Source organism: Acinetobacter sp. ANC 3813, assembly GCF_002135435.1.
Taxonomy (GTDB): domain Bacteria; phylum Pseudomonadota; class Gammaproteobacteria; order Pseudomonadales; family Moraxellaceae; genus Acinetobacter.
On the sequence record NZ_NEGK01000010.1, the window covers coordinates 87704 to 110044 of the forward strand.

At 39.7% G+C, this 22341-nt stretch carries 21 protein-coding genes; all 21 read right to left on the minus strand.

Annotated elements, in window-relative coordinates:
- Positions 1-75 precede the first annotated feature (75 nt).
- The 21 genes from B9T34_RS14965 to tviB all read right to left on the minus strand — a co-directional run bounded on the left by B9T34_RS14965 (position 76) and on the right by tviB (position 22137).
- Positions 76-852 carry a glycosyltransferase family 2 protein gene (locus tag B9T34_RS14965; protein WP_086213927.1) on the minus strand — a complete coding sequence of 259 codons (777 nt, stop codon included), beginning with the start codon at positions 850-852 and terminating at the stop codon, positions 76-78.
- A 2-nt stretch (positions 853-854) separates the two neighbouring features.
- Positions 855-1604 carry a glycosyltransferase family A protein gene (locus tag B9T34_RS14970; RefSeq protein ID WP_086213928.1) on the minus strand — a complete coding sequence of 250 codons (750 nt, stop codon included), beginning with the start codon at positions 1602-1604 and terminating at the stop codon, positions 855-857.
- Positions 1601-2866, minus strand: a complete 1266-nt coding sequence (locus B9T34_RS14975) for a hypothetical protein (RefSeq protein WP_086213929.1) — start codon at positions 2864-2866, stop codon at positions 1601-1603. The genes B9T34_RS14970 and B9T34_RS14975 overlap by 4 nt, the downstream gene beginning before the upstream one ends.
- Positions 2867-2888: 22 nt before the next feature.
- Positions 2889-3758: a glycosyltransferase family 2 protein gene (locus B9T34_RS14980; protein ID WP_086213930.1), complete on the minus strand. Its 870-nt coding sequence runs from the start codon at positions 3756-3758 to the stop codon at positions 2889-2891.
- 29 nt (positions 3759-3787) lie between these two features.
- Complete coding sequence (locus tag B9T34_RS14985) at positions 3788-4930, minus strand: polysaccharide pyruvyl transferase family protein (RefSeq protein WP_086213931.1); 1143 nt, start codon at positions 4928-4930, stop codon at positions 3788-3790.
- Positions 4930-6006 carry a nitroreductase family protein gene (locus B9T34_RS14990; protein ID WP_086213932.1) on the minus strand — a complete coding sequence of 359 codons (1077 nt, stop codon included), beginning with the start codon at positions 6004-6006 and terminating at the stop codon, positions 4930-4932. Before B9T34_RS14990 ends, B9T34_RS14985 begins: the two co-directional genes overlap by 1 nt.
- Positions 6003-7475 carry a lipopolysaccharide biosynthesis protein gene (locus B9T34_RS14995; protein WP_086213933.1) on the minus strand — a complete coding sequence of 491 codons (1473 nt, stop codon included), beginning with the start codon at positions 7473-7475 and terminating at the stop codon, positions 6003-6005. Before B9T34_RS14995 ends, B9T34_RS14990 begins: the two co-directional genes overlap by 4 nt.
- A 5-nt stretch (positions 7476-7480) precedes the next feature.
- On the minus strand, positions 7481-8650 hold the full coding sequence (locus B9T34_RS15000) for a nucleotide sugar dehydrogenase (RefSeq protein WP_086213934.1): 1170 nt from the start codon (positions 8648-8650) through the stop codon (positions 7481-7483).
- 220 nt (positions 8651-8870) lie between these two features.
- Entirely contained in the window at positions 8871-10730 is a 1860-nt protein-coding gene (locus B9T34_RS15005) for a polysaccharide biosynthesis protein (RefSeq protein ID WP_086213935.1), read from the minus strand.
- A 62-nt stretch (positions 10731-10792) separates the two neighbouring features.
- Complete coding sequence (locus B9T34_RS15010; protein WP_086213936.1) at positions 10793-11962, minus strand: DegT/DnrJ/EryC1/StrS family aminotransferase; 1170 nt, start codon at positions 11960-11962, stop codon at positions 10793-10795.
- A gap of 16 nt (positions 11963-11978) precedes the next feature.
- Positions 11979-12641, minus strand: a complete 663-nt coding sequence (locus B9T34_RS15015) for a NeuD/PglB/VioB family sugar acetyltransferase (protein WP_086213937.1) — start codon at positions 12639-12641, stop codon at positions 11979-11981.
- Positions 12634-13242, minus strand: a complete 609-nt coding sequence (locus B9T34_RS15020; protein WP_086213938.1) for a sugar transferase — start codon at positions 13240-13242, stop codon at positions 12634-12636. Before B9T34_RS15020 ends, B9T34_RS15015 begins: the two co-directional genes overlap by 8 nt.
- 174 nt (positions 13243-13416) lie before the next feature.
- A complete protein-coding gene (locus B9T34_RS15025; protein ID WP_086213939.1) occupies positions 13417-13956 on the minus strand; it encodes a serine O-acetyltransferase in 540 nt (179 codons plus the stop codon).
- A 32-nt stretch (positions 13957-13988) separates the two neighbouring features.
- Positions 13989-15128: a glycosyltransferase family 4 protein gene (locus tag B9T34_RS15030; RefSeq protein ID WP_086213940.1), complete on the minus strand. Its 1140-nt coding sequence runs from the start codon at positions 15126-15128 to the stop codon at positions 13989-13991.
- A complete protein-coding gene (locus B9T34_RS15035; RefSeq protein ID WP_086213941.1) occupies positions 15125-16219 on the minus strand; it encodes a glycosyltransferase in 1095 nt (364 codons plus the stop codon). Before B9T34_RS15035 ends, B9T34_RS15030 begins: the two co-directional genes overlap by 4 nt.
- Entirely contained in the window at positions 16216-17349 is a 1134-nt protein-coding gene (locus B9T34_RS15040; protein WP_086213942.1) for a glycosyltransferase, read from the minus strand. Before B9T34_RS15040 ends, B9T34_RS15035 begins: the two co-directional genes overlap by 4 nt.
- A 31-nt stretch (positions 17350-17380) precedes the next feature.
- Positions 17381-17929, minus strand: coding sequence for an acyltransferase (locus B9T34_RS15045; RefSeq protein WP_086213943.1), 549 nt, complete (start codon positions 17927-17929; stop codon positions 17381-17383).
- Between the two features lie 111 nt (positions 17930-18040).
- Positions 18041-18634, minus strand: a complete 594-nt coding sequence (locus tag B9T34_RS15050) for an acyltransferase (protein WP_086213944.1) — start codon at positions 18632-18634, stop codon at positions 18041-18043.
- Positions 18634-19734 (minus strand): lipopolysaccharide biosynthesis protein, encoded by a 1101-nt coding sequence (locus tag B9T34_RS15055; protein ID WP_228147467.1) that lies wholly within the window; start codon positions 19732-19734, stop codon positions 18634-18636. Before B9T34_RS15055 ends, B9T34_RS15050 begins: the two co-directional genes overlap by 1 nt.
- Positions 19735-19816: 82 nt before the next feature.
- Positions 19817-20839, minus strand: a complete 1023-nt coding sequence (locus tag B9T34_RS15060) for an NAD-dependent epimerase/dehydratase family protein (RefSeq protein WP_086213946.1) — start codon at positions 20837-20839, stop codon at positions 19817-19819.
- A 20-nt stretch (positions 20840-20859) separates the two neighbouring features.
- A complete protein-coding gene (gene tviB, locus B9T34_RS15065) occupies positions 20860-22137 on the minus strand; it encodes a Vi polysaccharide biosynthesis UDP-N-acetylglucosamine C-6 dehydrogenase TviB (protein WP_086213947.1) in 1278 nt (425 codons plus the stop codon).
- Positions 22138-22341: the final 204 nt, after the last annotated feature.

Consider the following 22341-nt stretch of genomic DNA (forward strand, 5'->3'; position numbering starts at 1 on the left):
TATTTGATTAATCTACTTTTTTAAAATTAGATTTTGTTAAATTCTAACAAAATCTAATATAATAATTCGAAAAAATTACAATTTTAAAACTTTTGAAAGTGCTTTAAACTTGCTGCGAATGATACCTCTAATTGCATAATGAGAAAAATAGTAAATACTTTTAAATACATTAAGTTTTTCAATATTTCTATATAAATACCAATTATATTGAGCTGCTTTTAATTTATTAGCTGAAATCGAATCTTTACGAACAGTATAACCTGCTAAATCAAGAGGTAAGCAATAAGCATAAGGCACAATTTTTAAAATTTTTAACCATAACGCAAAATCTTGGCGTTTTCTAATCAGTGGAAAATATACCTTTCCAATTATATTCGTATCATACATTGCTGTTAAGCAACCGATCACACATGTTTTCAATAATTCATGATAATTAACTTTTAATGGAAAATTTAAGTTATTTAATAAATTACCGTCCTCATCAACTTGATGGTATTGGGTATATGTTAAAGCATAATCATTATTTAACATAAAATTAACTTGCTCAAAAAGTTTTTCCGGCAACCAAGTATCGTCACTATCTAAAAATGCAATAAAACGACCATTTGCGGCTTCAATACCGGTATTTCGTGCAACAGCAGCACCAGAGTTTTTCTCTAGTTTTATTAATTTAATTCGCTGGTCAATCTGAATAAAATTATTAACAATTAAACAAGAATCATCACTTGAAGCATCGTCAACAATAATTAACTCCCAATCACTATAGGACTGATTTATAACAGATTCTATTGTTTTATTTAAAAAACCAGATGAGTTGAAAGATGGGGTGATTATTGATACTAAATTATGCATAATTAACGTCTTGAAAAAAACCCTTTAAAAATAACCTTCAAAAAGGAAAGAAAACCTATTTCAGAATATTTAAATTTTTTTAAAGAAAATATAAAACAAATAGGAATACCATATAAACCAAAGACTCTTTTTATCATTGCACCTTTAGCTTCAATTAAAGACAACTTATTAAATTGACCTCCAGAAGACTCTTTTGGATGATAAACAATAACTTCAGGAACAAATCCTATCTTAAGTCCACAATTTAATGCATCAGCAAGAAAAATGTATTCTTCACTTGTAGCAAACTTGCTGCCTAACCCAAAATTTTCATCGAATTTAATGTTTTTATTAACAATAGCTTCTCTACGAAATGCAACTTCAACAGATGACACTTTTGCTAAAGATAACTTAGAATGCCAAAAAAATTCATCTTTATAATTTTTAAAACTCTCACCATCAGGTGTTTCTACTTTAAAAGTTAAAATATCAGCTTCTGGATACTTAACAAAAGATCTTGTCACAATATTTAAGGTTTCAGAGTCAAAATAAACATCATTATCACTCAATAGGCATATATCTGCACTTGCATTTTCAATGCACTTGTTTCTACTTTTTGATAAGCCAGTTTCAAAATAATTCTTAAATCCATCAACCTTATGCTCTTCAATTAGGCATTGATTAACAATTATTGGCTCGTAAGGTAACATACCTTTTTTAATAAATAATGGTTGTACGCCATACATTGTCGAACATAAAACTTGAATTTTCATATACCACTACCTTTTTTAATAAGATTATCCTTAGAGTTATAAAGATATAGATAAAAAATCACTAAAAGTAACAACTTATTATAAGAAACAGCAAACAAAATAATTTCACCTTTGTAATGCAGTAAAAAAGATAGAACACCAATTAAAAGGACTAATTTTTTTTCATCTTGACTATTTAGTTTGAAATACACAAACAGCAAAAAAAAGGCAAAAGCGAAGTAAAATATTATTGAGTTGATCGCTCCATAAAATAGAGTAAACCTCATATATCCCGCATCTGTACGCATATAATAAGCATTACCATCCATATATTTTGCATCACCAATCAACAATTGTTTTTCACTCAAAGGGAAATACATTTTCTGCAATATATCTGTTGAGCTAGATCTAAGCTCACCATAATCTATATAATTAAAAATAGGCTCCATACTATAATTATATAAAACAGATAGAGCTGCTGGCTCAATTACTGAGTTTCGTATACTAATCAAATACGATAAAATAAAGACTAATGAAATAAAAGTTAGGAAGATTAATCTTAATATTTTAGTTCTATTTAAATACAGTGCCCAAAAAAACAACCCAGCAAAAACACCCAATAATGAGACTCGACCTGCACTAATTGATGCAATCAGCCCCAATGAAATAACTAAAAGAAAATATATACCACCAATGTAATTCTTCTTATAGCTATAGAATGTTAATAAAACAAATAATGCCATTACAACAGAAAATCCAAAAGCAGCACTATCAGCAAGACCTAAACCTCTAGCTCCAGAATAGCTATCGAGCATACGCTCAGTTAAAGCACTATCTTTAGTATATGTCATTATAAAATCAGAAAAAGTTGGATTTAAAAGCATTGCCAACACAATTAGTGATTGTATAAAAAAAATACTAGATAGGAAGACAAAAAAATCTTTCTTATTATAGTTTTCTGAAAAATATATACTTAAAATATAAGTTGCAACTACTGATAGAATCACATTTGTTTTAGTAATTAATATTGAAAAATCATAAACACCTGAATACGCACCCCATAAACCACAAATTACAAAATCATAGATCAGAAATAATACGATATAGAAAAAAGGCTTGCTTGATTTTAACAACCTCTTACCATAGAAGAAAAAACCTAAAAAACACAGTAAAGCAGTTAAAATTTGAGCTAAAGAACCTATTGGAGTCTTCATTCCAAAAATAAAAAAGAAAGTTATAAAAAAAACAATATAACATTTATAATTTTTAAAAATAAAATTCATAAGATTCCACGATTCAAAGCAATCATCCTTTAAATTTATATTTAAGGAAAGACAACAGATAAACTAAATTACCTTTTACATCACAAATATTAAAAAACAATTTCACAAAAACATCTTTTAAATCAACTTTAGACTTATCATAATAAAACAAATGATTATTTAATGCTGATTTATACACTTTATCATTAATACAATGCTTTTCCATAAAAAGCTTCTTGGTATCAATAATTTTATTAATATTTTGATTACTTATACGATTCAACTCATGGCTTCTATCAACATAATATGTCGCCTTTCTCAATTTAAATATATCACCTAAACTGCTAAGTCTAAACCATAATTCTAAATCTTGCCAAGCCCTAAATTTTTCATCAAATCCGCCCAGTTTTCTAAATACTTCAGTTTTAGTAAAAACTTGATTTCCAACATAATTAGCAAAATACAGATCTCGTGTTTTAATCACTCTTTTTGACAGCAAATAACTTACATATTCATGCAATTTACTCTTCTTAGTATCGCTATAATTTGGTGTAAACAATGCCACACAATCTTTAGGCTTTATAGCCCAACTTTTAACAAATAGCTCAACTCTTTGAGAAGTAAAGTAATCATCATCATCAAGACCCGTTATGTACTCCCCACTAGCAGTATTTATAGCCATATTTCTGCTAACACATGCACCACTATTTTTATCTTTAAATATTAATATTATTCGAGAATCTTCTTTTTGTATTTCTTTTAAAAAATTCCGCGTATTATCTGTGGAAAGATCATCCACAATAATAATTTCCAAATTTTTATAAGTTTGATTCCTAACAGAATCAATTGCACGCTTTAATAACTCACATCTATTATATGTAGGTATATACACGCTAACTAATGGCTGATTCATTACAAAAATCCTTAAACAACTTTAAGATATTAATTAACCACCTGATTAATTTTTTGACCTATTGATATCCACATTTCTTCAATTTCATTTTTTAATCTCAATGCAGCTTGTGATATTTCTTGCTTTCTTTTATCCCTAAATGTCTCATCTGCAAATTTCTCAATTTGCAATTCAAGAGAATTTATATCACCCAAGTCATCAATTAATCCATCTCTATTAGAAAAATCCTGAAATAATTCTGGATATTTGTGCGACCATCCAGCTCCTATACATGGTACCCCTTGCGACATAGAGCTAACTAGTGCATGAAATCTTGATCCAATTACAAATTCGGCTTTACCCAATATATATTTTAAAACTTTGGGATTTTCATGCTGTACAACACCTATATTATTAGCTATTTCACCTAATGCACTAACAACTTTACAATCTTCTTGAGCATCATGAATAACAAATAACGGTGTTAAATTATTTTTTTTAATATGTAAAATTGATGTAGCAAGAAAATTTAAATATTTTTCAGGACTATCAGACTTATCTAACATTCTAATATTTGGAACTATAGCTACAAATTTTTCTGGAAGCTTTACCGCGTTATCTTCTTGAGGTGAAATAGCAATAGTAAAATCAGGAGCTTTCTTTATTAAATTTGCACTTTTATCTACAACTTTATTTGCATAGTTAAATGATTGATTATCCCTAGCAAAAACCATTTCAGCACGTTGAAAGAGTCTTTTCACTAAATCATATACAGCTTTGTCATTAAATGATCCTAAAGCTTGTGGAAGCATAATAAATAACTGAGAATCTCTATATCCTTCGTTTAACTTGCCCAATAATCTTTTTCCTGGATTTACTCCCCATTGATCAGAAAAAGCAAAACCTGAGGCATCAAAAATTACATTTACATTTTTAGGGTTGATAATCCTTTTATTAAGAAAAGAAGTTAACAAGGTTAAAAGTGGTTTTCTTTGCCGCGATTCAATACGTGATGATGTATAAAAGCCATATTTATTAATTTCTTTATATGTACCAAAAGTAGAACCAACAATAATTTTAGAGTTAGGGTACATAAGCTTTATTTTATCTGAAATCGCTATAGCCATTAGTTCAGCCCCTCTATTATGAGTTCCTGTACCATGTATCTCAAAAACTATTTCCTTATTACTCATTACTCTGCACCTAAATTATTATATGTACGTATTTGACTTAAAGGTTTTTTTGTTGAGTTAGCCACCATCCCTTCTGGATCAGGATGACCAAAAGCAATCAACATTATCGGACGCTCATCTGCAGCTAAGTTTAACAATTTTGCCATTTTAGTTTCCAGTTTAGGAACATCTGGCCAGTTTAAACAACATGAGCCTACACCCTGTACTTCCAATGCATTGATGAACGACATAATTGCCAGAGAGCCATCGATATAAATCAAATGGCGGTCTCGCTCATGATAATAATTCCGTAATTTTCCAACTACGACCGCAAGACAGGGAATTTGCTCTCCAAAACCTGCAGTGCCCATAGGAAGCTTAGCTAATTCTGATACCAATTGCTTATCATCAAATATACGGAACTCGTATGGTTGTCTATTGCAAGCAGTGGGTGAATAAGCGGCCACATCAATTGCTCTGTCAATAATTTCACGTGATACTGGAGCATCTTCAAACCAACGTACAGAACGGCGGTATTTAGCTAAAGTCAATAATTGATCATAACTAATATCTGGTGTTGTGGTCGTTGAGCGTAAATAGGGGATTTTAGATTGTACATTGTCATCTTGCGGTACAGATAAAGAGGCTTTAATAACAAGATCTCTTAATGGATCAATTACTGGGTGACTTGGAGTAATAGCCATATACTCCTGCAAGACATCACATGCCCATGCCAATTCACGAGCCTCAACCACATTAGACTCAACAGCGCGTATATAGGCATCTACCGTTTCTTCTATGTAGTTCAAACCAAATGGGACACGACGTGGCCGCATCAATAAGCCTTTTTCAAGCCTATGGGTATTACGGCGCAATAAGCTGGTATTAAAAATTGGATTTTTGAGCGATTGAGCATAAATTTTTTTGCCAGTCAATACCGCACGATGCTCCCATCCAAATCGCCATTGGAATGCATAATACAAATTGGACAAAAAGATACTATTGGCTGCGATATTAGTAGCAATATCATCTATTTTTTCCAATATTGCTTTAATAAATTTTTTGAGGGATTGGAACAATTTTTTTGGTAGACTCATTTGACTATCGTCCCTATTATTTTCAAATATTGCTGTAAGATATTTCTGCCTTTTGGCAAAACCAAAACTACCATAACAAATAAAATCAGATACATAAGACCACTAATAAGCAAATGCATTAACGGCTGGTTAATGTCTGTCATCCAGTACAATTGCACCCAATGCATCAAGGCTGCTGCCACAATCGAGGCAATAGCTGGAATTGCAATTGATGAAAAAAAGTCACTCGGATTAACAGGAGTATCTTTAAAGAAGAAATAGAGTGATGGGTAGATCAATAAGTAGTTAGCAATGGCATAAGCAGCTGCTACGCCTTCTGCACTCCAGCGCACTCCAATAATAAAAGCAATGCTAACCACAATTGCATTGACCACACCCCATAGCACGTATAATCGAGATTTACCTAAGCTAAGTAGGACCAACCCCCTCAATGTACCAACTGGCTGGATAAAACCACTGATACCAAGTAATACAAAAATCGGTACAAGCTGTTCCCAACCTTTACCCATGGCAACAGTGACTACGTTTGAAGCATTCACAACCAAAAAAGCCATTAATGGCATGGATAAAAAAGCCAGCAAAGTAGCAATTTTTTGGTAATAGGCTCTAAATGCTATTGGCTCATTTTGTAATTTACTAAGTACAGGATACGCAACCGAATTAATCGGTTGTCTTAAACTAGCAATCGGCAACATCATCATTTGGTAGCCGCGACTGTATAACCCTAAAGTCACTGCCCCCCATACTTTTCCAATCAGGATATTGTCTAAGTTGCGATGGAAATAATTCACTAATTCAAAAATAGTAACATTCGCACCAAAGCCTATGAGCTCCCGCATGCCTTCTGTCTTTTTAGGGCGGCTGGGGCGAAATTTTGAACCAAAAAAATACATCACTGTAGTAATTATTGCCCCAATGACTGTACCCCAGGCTAATGCCCAAAAACCATAACCGCATATAGCCATTACAATTGAAACCACCAAGGTGGCCACCGCCCCAGCTATATCTGCAAGAACTTTAGGCTTAAAGCGCAATTCACGTTGCATTAAAGCAGAATGTTGCGCCCCAGCGCTAGAAATCAAAAAAGTACTGGACAATACCATAAGAACAGCTTGTAACTCGGGACGCTCATAAAACCAGCTGATTAAGGGAGCACACAACATGGTTATAATTGTTAATAAACCGCCAACAGCAACATTTAACCAGAATAATGCATTGGTTTGATCATAAGTTAAATCGCCCTTTTGAATGGATGCAGTTGATAACCCCATATCGCGAAACAATTGCATAAATGAAGTAATCACCACCACCATAGCAATCAGACCAAAATCATCTGGCGACAGCAAACGAGAAAGAATGATAATCGATGCAAGCTGTAGCGCGATTTTAATTAATTGGGCCACCATTGTTAAGGCACCACTCTTAACCGCTTTTTTTCCTAAGTCTGACCTGGAAACTTTTTCCGTCATGGCAATCAGTCTGCACCAAACAAATCGCGAGTATAGATTTTTTCAATCACATCATCTAAATCGCCAACCATACGGTTTGTGATAATGATATCTGCTTGCTGTTTAAACTCATTTAAGTCATTAATGACTTGAGAATAAAAAAATGTTGTTTCTTTTAAATTGGGCTCATAAACGATAACTTGAATACCTTTTGCTTTTAATCGCTTCATTACACCCTGAATAGCAGATTGTCTAAAATTATCACTTCCTGCTTTCATTACTAAACGATAAATACCAACTGTTTTTGGCTGCTTAATTATAATTTGCTCAGCAATAAAGTCTTTACGTGTCGTATTTGACTGGATAATAGCCGAGATTAAACTTTGTGGTACATCTTGATAATTTGCCAGCAACTGTTTGGTATCTTTCGGTAAGCAATAACCGCCATAACCAAAAGATGGATTATTATAATGTGCCCCAATGCGCGGATCTAAACCAACTGCCTGAATAATATCTTTGGCATTTAAACCACGAAGTGCACAATAACTATCTAATTCATTAAAGTAAGCTACACGCATAGCCAAATACGTATTCGAAAATAATTTAACTGCTTCTGCTTCTGTTGCATCCATGAGCAGAACTTCAACATCTTTTTTCAAACATGCTGACTGAAATAATTGACCTATTTTAGCACCAACATCCGATTTATCACCAACGACAATGCGTGATGGATACAAATTATCAAATAAAGCCTTACCTTCACGCAGAAACTCTGGAGAAAATACAATTGTTAAATTTGAAAATAAGTTCTGCATTTTTGCAGTAAAACCCACAGGAATAGTCGATTTAATTACAATAATTGCCTGACTATGAATCTGATTGAGATCTTTTAAAACTTGCTCAATTGAACTTGTATCAAAATAATTGGTTTTTTCATCGTAATTCGTTGGAGTAGCAATAATAATATATTCAGCACCTAAATATGCCTTATTCGTATCCAATGTAACATTAAAATTAATTTCTTTCTTTAAAAGATATTGCTCGATTATTTCATCTTGTATAGGTGATTCTAGTTTTTCCAATAATCTAACGCGGTTTTCATCTATATCTAATGCTGTTACATGATGCTGTACTGCAAAAAGCATCGCATTCGAAAGGCCAACATAGCCAGTACCTACAACTGTTATTTTAGACATCTATTGTCACCGCTCTTATTTCAAAATAGACACACATTTTCCAACTAATCCATGTGCAACTATTTATATAATGTTTTATACTGAAAATTAGTAAAATACTTATAATCATTCAAAATGATTATTAAGTTTAGAATTTAACGGACAAGATTATACATATTTTTTTTATTAAAACTTAAAAAATCTATATCCATTTATATAAATAAACAATTTAATATAAAAATCACGATTTATTTTTCTTACAAACATACCCATCCACATGTTTTTCAAGAATATTCCAAATATTTTCAGAACTCTCACTCATACATTCAATCTCAAAATTTTGATAAATATTACGCATTTCATTTATTCCATAAAACTTCTCAAAAGATTTTAAAATCCTTTCATGTCCAGTTTTTTCTACATTTTCAGAATCAATTAATAACTCTTCATATAATTTTTCACCAGGACGCAAACCCGTAAATTGAATCGCAATATCACCAATGCCTTTATCATCAATCGGTTTAAACCCGCTTAATCGGATCATTTGTTTCGCCAAATCTGCAATTTTAACCGACTCACCCATATCCAATAAAAATACATCACCGCCAGTTCCCATAGCACCTGCCTGAATCACCAGCTGTGCTGCCTCAGGAATCGTCATAAAATAACGGGTTACTTCTGGGTGCGTTACGGTAACAGGTCCGCCCTGCGCAATCTGTCTTTTAAACAAAGGAACGACAGAACCTGACGATCCCAGTACATTGCCAAAGCGAACGATGCTGATTTGTGTTTTTTGCTGCTCTGCGGCTAAGGCCTGACAATACAATTCCGCCATGCGTTTAGACGCCCCCATCACATTGGTCGGACGGACTGCTTTATCTGTAGAAATCAAAACAAAGGTTTCAACACCCTGCTTTACCGCAGCATCGACACTGCGCGCTGTGCCTATTGAAGTATTATAAATGCCTTCAAAAGGGTTAGCCTCCACCAGCGGCACATGCTTATAGGCTGCCGCATGGTAAACCGTTTGCACGCCATATTGTTGCAAAATGCGTTCCAGCTTAGGCTGATTGGTCACAGAGCCTAAAATCGGCACAATTTCCACACCTTTGCCCTGCATTTCACGGTCAATGGAATACAGTGCAAATTCGGACATTTCAAACAGCACCAGCATTTTAGGCTGATGTTTGACAATCTGCCGGCACAGCTCAGAACCAATCGAACCTCCTGCTCCTGTTACCATCACCACTTTGTTTTTAATGTTTTTTTCCAGCAGCTCAGATTTGGGGGGCACTGGATCGCGGCCTAAAAGATCAATAATATCCACTTCTCGGATATCTGACACCTGCACTTGCCCATCAACCAATTGAGTTACCCCCGGCAACTCCATGATTTTCACATCCGCAGATTCAAAAACTTCAATGATGTCTTTTTTACGGGCGCGTCCGACAGAAGGCATGGCCAGTAAAATTTCTTCAATGCCAAATTTACCCAGTTTTTTAAGCGCGCTCTTCGGCGCAAAAATTTTCAAGCCGCTTAAGGACTGTCCCTGCAGCGAGGCTTTATCATCAATAAAACACACCGGCAGATAGTCATCTGAGCGTTTCAGCGCTTCTGCAATTTGCTGTCCAGCCAGCCCTGCGCCATAAATCGCAACCCGTTTGCGGTTCTGCTTTTTCACAAAAGTTCTAAGCGTGGCATAGCGGATGACCGCGCGGCTCCACCACATCCATGAAAACAGCACAAAACCGTACATCAGCGGAATGCTCATGGGAATAAACGCTGCATCCAGCTTTTTCAGCGCATATAAAGCGACAATTTGAATAAAGGTCGCAATTGATATCCGCAGCAGATAATCTTCATTAAACGAACGCACAATCGCGCTGTAAATGCCCAGCAAAGCAAAAATGGCCACGCCAAAAATGCCGACATAGGCATACCAAAAATCCAGCCCAGGCATAACGGCCACATCTGGCTTGGCTAAACGGATGGCATAAACCAGCCACATCATTAGGGGTAAAACACAAATATCCATCACCACCAAAACAATCTGTTTTTGACGGCGCGGCAATGATGCAATCGCTCGAATGATGTTTTTCACAAATAGCTCAAATGGAGATTAGGTAAAATAAATAAAGGCGTAAATTATACGCCTTTTCGGGATCAAATACTGCCGATCACCTGCTGAATGGCATTGACCATTTTCTGTATGCTCTGCTCGGACAGGGTTGGATGCACCAAGAACATTAGACTCGACTCACCCAGCTGCTTGGCCTGCGGCAAAGGCCGTGCCGGACGCCAAGGCGTGCCGTCAAAGGCTTTTTCCAAATACACTTCTGAACATGAGCCGCTAAAACACGGCGCGCCCAAGGCATTGATTTCCGCCATAATACGGTCACGCGACCAGCCTTCTGGCAAAGCATCCACATTGACTTGCACATAGCATTTATAGGCCGCATGCACATAATCTGCTGACTGTTTTGCCACTGTAAAATAAGGACTCTGTTCAAAGACTGCCTGAATGCAGGCCATATTGGCATTGCGCTGTGCTGTCCATGCTGGCATTTGTTTGAGCTGCAAGCGGCCAATGACGGCTTGCATTTCCATCATGCGCCAGTTGGTGCCAAATGAATCATGCAGCCAGCGGAACCCCGGCGGGTGCTGCGTGTTATAGACGCTGTCATAGTTTTTGCCGTGGTCTTTATACGACCACATTTTTTTCCATAGCATTTCATCATTGGTGGTAACCATGCCGCCTTCGCCGCCTGTGGTCATAATTTTATCTTGGCAAAATGACCATGCGCCAATGTGGCCAATAGAACCCGCAGATTTGCCTTTGTACATCGCGCCATGCGCCTGCGCGCAGTCTTCAATCACATAGATGCCGCGTTCTTGCGCCAGCTGCATGATCGGGTCCATATCGCACATCCAGCCGGCCAAATGCACACAAATAATAGCTTTGGTCTTGGGCGTAATCACCGCTTCAATGGTACGGCGTGAGATATTCTGTGAATCCAGTTCTACATCTGCAAAAATAGGATTGGCGCCTGCAGTGACAATTGAACTGGCCGAAGCCAAAAAAGTGCGTGAGGTGACAATCACATCATCCCCCGCGCCAATGCCTAAAGCTTTTAAAGCCAAATCCAGCGCAACTGTGCCATTGGCAACCGCAACGGCATGCGCTGTTCCTGCAAAGTGCGCAAACTCCTTTTCAAATTCACGGCATTCCTGACCTGTCCAATAATTGACTTTATTCGACAATAGAACCTTTGAAACCGCGTCAGCTTCCGCTTGGGTAAAACTTGGCCACGGCTCAAATGCAGTGTTTAACATGGAATTTTCCTAAGAGTTATTTCTGTTTGGCAGGCATAATCCGCGCAGGATTACCCGCCACCGTTGCACCCGCAGGCACGCTTTTGGTCACGACCGCGCCCATGCCGACCACAGCGCCGCGGCCGATGACCAAGGGCTGATCAGGTATGCCCTGCTTAATCACAGCGCCTGCGCCAATATAAGCATGATCTTCAATATGAATATTGCCGTTGCATTTTACGCCGGGCGCGAAAGTCACGAAATCCCCAATCACGCAGTCATGCTCAACATAGCTGTATAAATTGGCGTGAAAACACTTGCCGATTTTAATATTTGAGGTGATGCTGACAAAAGGGCTTAATGCTGCGCCAATGGCAATATCCGCCTGATCCATCAATACAATATTGTCTGCATAAATGGACCAGAGCGAAATGCCGTCCGCCTCTAGACGCAGCGCGATTTTTTCACGGACACGGCTGTTGGCAATCGCAATCTGTGCGTATTTTTCAGATGCAGGCTCATTTAAAAACGCTTGATAGTTCATGGCGCGGTGACCATTCACTGCGGCAATCGAATCCAGCGCATCATCAATAAAGACAATTTCTGAAGTATTCTGTTCACGTGCTAATTGCTGGCGAGCCACAGGCATTAAACTGCGCCCGCAGCCCGAAGCGCCATAGATGGCATACAGCTTAGTCATCTTTATGCTCCGGCGTGCCTCTAAATTTGCTCATGGTGGCTTCACCTTCGGCACTGATGTCATCTTTGGACAGCACTTTTTGCACTGTTTTCAGCATAATCTTAAAGTCCAGCCACAGTGAGCGGTTTTCGACATACCATGTGTCCAGCTCAAACTTTTTTTCCCAAGAAATGGCATTGCGGCCATTCACCTGCGCATAGCCGGTAATCCCTGGGCGCACATTATGGCGCTTGGCTTGCTCAGCATTGTATAAAGGCAAATATTCCATCAGCAGCGGACGCGGGCCCACAATGCTCATTTCACCCTTAATAACATTCCACAGTTCCGGCATTTCATCCAAACTACTTGAACGCAGCATTTGTCCAAAGGGTGTCAAGCGCTCACTGTCCGGCAGCGGATTGCCTGCCGCATCCACTGCATCTTTCATGCTGCGGAATTTAATCATTTCAAAGGGTTTGCCATCTAAACCTGGGCGCACCTGACGGAATAAAACTGGCGAACCTAGATTCTTGCGGACCTTATAGGCCACCAAAGCATAGACAGGAGACAGCAGCACTAGCGCAGATGAAGCAATCACAATATCCAATACGCGCTTTAACATTGATTCTCTCATTTCTTTTGCCGCGCTTTTTGCAGAATTGGTCCGCTCAAAGCATCATTTATTCACTACATCATCCACGGTTTAAAGTGATGATGCGAACCGCCGCGCTCTACTTTAAAAGCTCTGCCCGCTGGCTGAACATTTTAACGCAGAGGTGCTGGCTTATATCATAACTTAAATATCTGTCCAGCGTCTGTTGACCGAACTGCCTGGATTATTCATGCTCAGCACTTTGGCATAATTGCCTGCTGCCGTGGCATTTTCAGGAATATCCTTGGTTACTACGCTGCCCGCGCCAATGGTGGCATTGCTACCAATTTTGACCTGTTCAATGATGCAGACATTGGGCCCTATATAAACATTGTCGCCAATTTCCGCGGCTTTTCGCCCACCATTGGCGCCAATGGTGGTAAATTGCGATAAGTTCACATTGTTGCCAATCACCGTGGTGGGATTGACCACCAAAGGCCCGCCATGCCCAATAAACAAACCATAGCCGATTTCGGTGCTGGTATGAATATCAATGCCGTACTGCTTTTTTTTATAATAATAAATGGGATAAGCCAGTTTCGCCCAAATGCTCTGAGCGCTGGCCAAACGCAGCCAAAAGGAAAAATTAAAGCCGCGGTTAAAAAAATAGGTTTTTAAAAATGATTTATAACTGAGATTTCCCGTATAGCGGTATAAATCACTTTTTATATATTTTAAGGTCATCTAGATCGCCTCTTAAATTAAGTGAATCGCCTTTAATGGATATCCATTTCAGCCATCATGTGCTTATTCACTTGATGCACATCATATTTATTCAGCGCAATTTCCCGCGAACGCTGCCCCATATATTCAATCAATTTCGGATCTTGAATAAAATACTGTATGCACTGCACCAGCTCATCGACTGATTTCACTGCCACCAAATAGCCATTCACGCCATTGGCCACGGTTTCACGGCAGCCTGGCGCATCGGTGGTAATCACTGCGCGGCCCATCGCCATGGCTTCCAGCACTGTCCGCGGCGTGCCCTCACGATAGGATGGCAAGACATACACCGAGCTGGCGGCAATCGCAGGACGTACATCACTGAGCTTACCCCAGTAATGAATTGCGCCTTCTGCAATCCACTGATCCAGTTCTGCTTGGGCAATGGCTGAGGGATTATCATCAATCCAGCCCACCAAATGAAACTCCGCTTCTGGGTGTCTTGCTTTGATGATGCGTGCCGCTTCAGCATATTCACGTACGCCTTTGTCACCGAGCAATCGTGCGATCAGCAGAAAAGAGGCTTTGACCACACCCGCATCATTATTAGGCAAAGGCATCACATCAAAATCCTGTACATTTACCCCTGAACCATTCACCACCACTGTAGATGTGTGGGCGGTCAGCAGCTGCATGTCTTGAAACAGCTTGAGGTCATCTGGATTTTGAAAAAAGACTTTATGCGCATGTTTCAGCGCTTGGGCATACAGACTATGCACCAATTTTTGAAATACGCTGCGCTGACCCGATTCAATATTTTGAAAGGCATAGCCCAAACCTGTAATGAGTGCAAAGCGCTTTGGCGCGCGCGCCAGCCAAGCCGCCAGCGTGCCGTAAATGACAGGCTTAATGGTATAGGACAGCACAGCATCCGGCTGAATTTGACGAATCTGCCGATAGATATTTTTGAGGAGTTTTAAATCCGCCAGCGGATTGGTGCCCGTGCGCTGCATTGGAATTTCATGCAGGTGATAACCCAAAGCTTGCAGTTTTTGCTGTTCTTCCGGAAAGCTTGCAAACTCAGGCGCCATGATATGAATCTCATAGCCTTGGGCAGCAATGGCTTCCAATAATTTACCGCGAAAATTCAGCACGGAGGGCAAAAAACTGCTGATCATTAAAAATTTCATGCCTGTTGGCTCCACACCTGCATATATTGGCGGCTGACGGTTTCAATACTGAAATTCTGTTCAACCCGTTCACGCGTCGCCTGTTTTAAGGCGTGTTTTTCTGCTTCTGATTTTTGCACATAAGCCAAAATTGCATCGGCTAAAGCTTGTGCATTACGCGGCGGCACAATTGATCCTAAGTCCTGCACAATATATTGCGCATCACCGACATCAGTACTGATGCAAGGCAGACCTGATGCCATGGCTTCAACCAAGACATTCGGAAAACCTTCGGTAATCGAAGTCATGAGGAATGCATCGATGGATTGATAAAAAGCGGGCATATCCGAGATTTGATCAAGCAACTGTACTTTTTGGCTGTCCAGTTGATACTCCTCAAATAAGGCTTTGACTTCCACGTTATCTAAACTCGCGCCACTACCTGCAATTTTAAAGATGATATTTTCACCTCTTAATAAGCTCATAGTTTCAAACAAATAAGGATAGCCCTTTGCAGGATGATAACGCCCAGCAAAGCCAATCACCGTCGGCTGATGCAATTGGGGATTGGGCTGGAATTTATCTAAAAACACCCCATTGGCAATCACTTGGCTGTTGCCATTTTTAAAACCAAAGGCCTGATGCTGCTCTAATGAAGAATGCGCACAATAAATAATGCTGTTGGGCTGTTTGGATAAAATTTTACTTAAGCCCAAAGCAATTTTGGTGCTGATGGATTCGTCTTTCGGGGAAGCAAGCGAATGATGAATGCCCCATACTACCTTTGGTTTTTTCGCTAAGCCAATGGTGCTCAAACTGGTCAATGCATTGGCATGATACATCCAGCATTGCGCCGTTGCTGGCTGCAGTTTTTTGAGCAATGAACGTAGCTTGCTCACCGTACCCAGCGTATTAATACCATTCCAGCCCAGCGCATAATGTGCCTGACAGCGATCAAGCGTGCTTTGATACACCTCAGAAGTTTTCATTAAAGCAATGATCACATGTTCGTATTGGTGTTCAGTGTATTGAATCAAACGCGCCAGCATCATTTCAGCCCCGCCCACGCCTGCAAAATTGGTGATCACATGCACCATCAATGGTTTGCTCATTCTGCAGACTCCATCATGTTCAAGTACTGCTTCAGAACCGTTGCTTTGTGGAATTGCTGAATATGGGCTTCAAAATCAGCTACTGAATACTGTACATAATCAGAAAAAATTGCCTGTTGCATGGCTTGCGTCAAACCTGCTTGATCATTGCATTCAACTAATAAACCAAACTTGGAGGTTTCTAAAATTTCCATCGGCCCACTTGGACAGTTGGTACTCACTACTTTCACTTTGGAAGCAAGTGCCTGAATCAGTACACCCGGTAGACCTTCCCAATTTGAGCTTAAAACAAACAGCGATGCATATTTAAAATAGGCATAGGGGTTGGAGTCAAAGCCAGGTAAATCTACCACGTCTTTTAAACCTAAGCCCGATACCAAAGCTTCGAACTCAGTACGCAGTTCCCCTTCCCCTAAAATAATCAGGCGCGTATCCGCATGCTGATCATGTAAAGCTTTAAAAGAACGAATTAGAAAACCAAAGTTTTTTGCTTCAGTCAGGCGACCTACCGCCAAAATCACTTTATTAGTTTGATTCAGTGGGTTGCTATTAAAAAAACGATGTATGACAGGCGCTTTGAGTTTTTCAAAATAGGCATCATCCAGTACAGGGTTATAAATGGTGCTCAAATTGTTTTTTTTATAAGCATAATATTCACGAAAATCTGTTTCTACACCTTTGGAGACACAGATCACTTGCTGTGCCATCGGATAGGTCCAATCCACCAAGGTTTTCAGCACAAACTTAGCAAAACCCTGCAATTTCATATTTTTTGATGGCGTGGACACTTCACGAAAAATCAAACGTGTATTGACGCCTGCCAGCTTTTTGGCAATGCCCGCCACAATATTGGTATGAGTTTGCGTTGCCACTAAGCAATCATACTGTTCAACTTTCAGCTTCATTTTTAACGGTTTGATGCTATTCATCACTCGACCGCAATTAAAATTCACCAATTGAATTTTCGGGCTGACTTCAGGCAAGAGTTTGGCTTTGTCATCGGTTACATCGCATACACCCAAATGAATATTCAGGCCTTGCTCGGCAAAGCTATTCGCCAGTTGAATGACCGTACGTTCTGCACCGCCACCGCCCAAGCTTGGCAAAAAGAACATGACTTTATTCAACATAATCAGACCTAGTTTTTAAAATGGGAGAATATTAATGCGGTGTTTTAGAAGCTTGAATAGCCATGGCGCGTTCAACCCGCTCACGATAATCCATGATGCCTGCAAGATCACTATCACTCACACAAGTACTTTGAATTTTGGCTTGATAATCGACAAAACTCGACACCACTTTGGCAGGTACACCAATAGCTACACTATTATCAGGAATGTCTTTGGTGACCACTGAACCTGCGCCAATCACCACATTTGATCCAATGCTCACGCCCGGCATGACAATGGTATTGACCCCAATAAACACATGCGAGCCGACTTGAATCGAGGCAAAGCGCTGATAGCGTTTGCCTTGCGTATCTTTCACCAAACAGGTACTGCCGTCATGGGTAATAAACTTCACCCCTGAGGTCACGGTGACATGATCACCAATGGAGACTAAAAAGGGTTCTGAGCCCCAGCTTTTAATATAGATTCGGCAGTTTTCACCCACTTTCACCCCTTTTTTACGCGCATAAGCCACACTGCCCTTTGCCATAAAATAAGCAAGATCGAACAGCTGTCGAAAAGCAGAAACCATAAAAGCCATATGCAGTACCTGAATGAGGCGGGTCAACTTAAAAGGAGAAAAATAAGTCAGCTATTTTACGCTGAAAATACACTTTTCGATATGGATGCCAAAATCACTATAAAAAGGAGGCTACAGCGATTTGATTTTTTTAGCAGGAATGCCGACATACACCCCGGATTCATCCAAAGGCTTCGACACCAGACTGCAAGCGCCAATCACTGAATCATTTGGAATCGTCACGCCATCGAGCACCGTGACACGCGCGCCAAGCCAAATATTTTCACCCAGACACACGCCTTGTTTAGTGATGGCATCTTTCACCAATAAATCAGGTTCGCCAAATTTATGATTGCTGGCAATCAGGATGCTTTGCGTGCCAATACGCGTGTTGTCGCCAATGCTCACACCGCCGCAGCCATTGATAAACGACTTGGAATTGATACTGACATCATGCCCAATACTGATCTTGCCACCAAAACATTTAATATAGCAGTTTTCCCCAATAAAACTGTTGTCGGCAATCTCCAGTACTGCGCCTTGCTCGACAATTAAACTGACATGATCGCCAATATAAACATTTTTACCAATCTTGACCTGACCGCTAATATCCACCGTACAGCCTTTGCCGAAATAGCGGAATTGCGTGCCGAATGCCTCGTTATAAAATTGCTTGCGGCATTGTGCAGACAACCAATTCATCAGTTTTAAAAGTTTAAAAAACATCAGCCTTTGTTTCTCCACACCACATATAAAATGGCAAAGTTATAAAAAATCAGCGCAATCGGCACAGCCAGCAGCATTAAAACCTTATCATCCAAACACAAATACAGCCCAGCGAATAATGCAAATTTAATGAGCAATTCTACGATTTGCAAACGGAATAAGATTTGGCTATTGCGCTTGGCAATTAAATAGGCTGAGCTTGGCGGATTACAAAAAACTGCCCAATAGCCCAAAGCCAAAATTTGGAAATAGGTTGAAATACCGACCCATTCACTGCCAAAAACCCATAAATAGAGCGATTCAGGCAAGATAAAGAAAATTGCAAAAAGAGGCAGTGAAACCAAACTCAGCAATACACTGCTTTTCAGTGCGGCGTGATTGGATTCAGTATTTTTAAATTTACGAATGAAAAACTGACGTAAAGTCTGTGAAATCAGATTGATCGGAACACGTAAGGTACGCTCGACAATGGCATAGAACCCCATCGCTTGCACACCAACAAAATGCGACACCACATAGTAGGGTAAGTTATGCGAAAAACTATTCAGCAAGGCATGTGGTGTATTGCTATAGATAAAATCTTTGTAGTTTTTAAACGCCCACCAACTGACTTGGTAAAGCTGATATTTCAATATGAAAAGCAACATCGCCACGATCATCAAGATCGAGCTGAGATTATAGCTATTCAGCAAACTGATCTGCATAAACAGCGGCAAACTCAGCTGCACCGCTAACACAATTGCACTTCTAAAAATATTTAAGCCTGCGCAAAAATATTCTTTATGCGCAGCAAATTGATAGTTATAAATGCTTTGAATCAAGGTATTGGCAAGTACGCCCGTTGCCACAGCAAATGCCATTTCAACATTTAAAATCAAGCTGATGACAATGCCGCTGATGGCTGCAATTACCGTTGAGAAAACAGCACCCTCAAAAATCAGGCTTTTTTTATCCTGTTCTTCGGCAACCAACAGCGCTTGATCCAAACGTAAATTGGCTACTGTTGAAAGCACACTGACCACCGCCAAGGCAATGCCATACGCGCCAAAGTCCTGCACGGAATATAGACGCGTTAAAACAGGAAGTGCGATAAATGTCATTATCGCACCTGCCAATAAACTCAATGTAATCAGTCCAATGGACTGATATTTTGCGAAGAGTTTCGCAATCATCAGTTCAAGATCATTTTAAATTATTGACGTACCATCGCATGGCCAATTGAATGCCTTCCGCAATTTTAAACTGCGGCGCATAACCCAAATACTGCTCAATTTTGGCAATGCTGGCTTGCGAATGCCGCACATCACCCGCTCGAAATTCACGATAGACAGGATCACGCTCAAAGTTCACCGCATTTTCAGCCAAGGCCACTTGAATCGCACGGTACAAGTCGTTCAGTGTGGTACGGTCACCCACCGCCACGTTATAGACCTGATTTTTGGCATCATCAGAAGCTGTCGCCGCCAAAATATTGGCTTGCACCGTATTATCAATAAAGCAGAAATCACGGCTGGTTTCACCATCACCATTGATGAAGACATCCTCTCCCGCAATCATCGATGCCGTCCATTTTGGAATCACTGCAGCATAGGCGCCGTTTGGATCTTGGCGCTGGCCGAATACATTGAAGTAGCGCAGACCAATGGCTTTAAAACCGTAGCTGCGTGCAAACACATCCGCATACAGTTCATTGACATATTTAGTCACTGCATACGGTGACAATGGGTTGCCAATGTTTTCTTCCACTTTTGGCAATGCAGGATGATCGCCATAAGTCGAACTGCTGGCTGCATAGGTAAAGCTTGAAACACCCGCATCGCGCGCAGCGGTCAGCATATTCAAGAAACCGCTGATATTGGTTTCATTGGTGGTGATCGGATCGGCAATTGAACGCGGCACAGAACCCAGCGCTGCTTCATGCAAGACATAATCCACGCCTGCACAGGCTTTTTGGCAATCTTCGAATTTGCGGATATCACCTTCAATAAAGCTGAATTTCGCCCATTGCTCAGCGGTCACTAAGCTTTGCACTTCATCGAGGTTATGTGGATGACCTGTCGCGAAATTGTCTAAGCCCACAACTTTTTGATTCAGCTTCAGCAAAGTTTCAAGAAGGTTCGAGCCAATAAAGCCTGCAACACCTGTGACTAACCAAATTTTTGGGTTTTGATTTAATTGCTCACATATAGTTTGATATTGGCTCATTCTCTTCTGTTTCCTTAAAATTATAAACGAATGTCAGATTCAGCTTGGTCTAACACATATTTTAAATCATATAAAATGTGTGCTTTTTTACCTAATGCACGAATTTTCTCTGCACCCATTTTTTTAAACTGTTCATGCGCAACAGCTAAGATTACTGCATCATAAGCGTCCGCTTCCACAGACTGCACAGGGCTGATGCCGTATTCATGCTCTGCCTCTGCCGCATCGACCCATGGATCATAAACGTCGACATTGGCATGATATTCTTTCAACTCATTTACAATGTCGATAATGCGGGTATTGCGGATATCTGGGCAGTTTTCTTTAAAGCTTAAGCCTAAAATTAAGACTTTAGCGCCTTCCACTTGAATGCGTTTCTTCAGCATCGCTTTGACCAGCTGAGTCACCACATAAGCGCCCATGCTGTCATTTAAGCGGCGCCCTGCCAGAATAATTTCTGGGTGATAGCCAATCGCCTGCGCTTTATGGGTCAAATAGTACGGATCGACACCAATACAGTGCCCACCGACCAAGCCTGGACGGAACGGTAAAAAGTTCCATTTGGTACCTGCAGCCTGCAGCACAGCTTCGGTATCAATGCCCATTTTATTGAAAATCAACGCCAATTCATTAATTAATGCAATATTGACATCACGCTGGGTGTTTTCAATCACCTTCGCCGCTTCTGCGACTTTAATGCTGGCGGCTTTATGGGTGCCCGCTTCAATAATCAAGTTATAAACCTGATCCACATAATCAGCCACTTCAAGCGTTGAACCTGAGGTAATTTTTAATATATTGGTGACACGGTGCAGTTTATCGCCTGGATTAATACGTTCAGGACTATAGCCTGCATAAAAATCCTGATTGAATGTTAGGCCTGATACTTTTTCTAATACCGGAATACAGGTTTCTTCTGTGGCGCCCGGATAAACTGTTGATTCATAAACAACAATATCGCCTTTCTTTAACACCTTGCCTATGCTTTCTGAAGCTTTAATCAAAGGTGTTAAATCTGGCTGCTTATATTCATCAATTGGGGTCGGTACAGTCACAATAAAAAAGTTGCAGCTGCTTAAATCTTGTAAATTTGCACTGTAGCTTAATTGAGCAGCCTGCTTTAACTCTTCCGGAGACACTTCCAATGTATGGTCTTGACCGTTTCGAAGCTCATCAATGCGTTTTTGATGAATATCAAAACCGACTACCGGCACTTTCTTACCAAATTCAACTGCTAACGGCAAACCCACATAGCCAAGTCCAATAATTGCTATTTTTAGTTCAGAGAGTTGTAACATATAGACGCCTTGCCATCGATGCAGAGTGATTCATCGTTAGATTGAAATAGCCCTATAATATAGCAGAAATCACTCTTCAAGTGATGCTGTAAATGCCGACTGAAAGTAGCAGATACGTCCGGCAAGCATAGATCGCCAGCTTTTATTTACAAAAATATATTAAAAAAAAGCATTTTGATTATTTTAATTTTCAATTATTTGAAT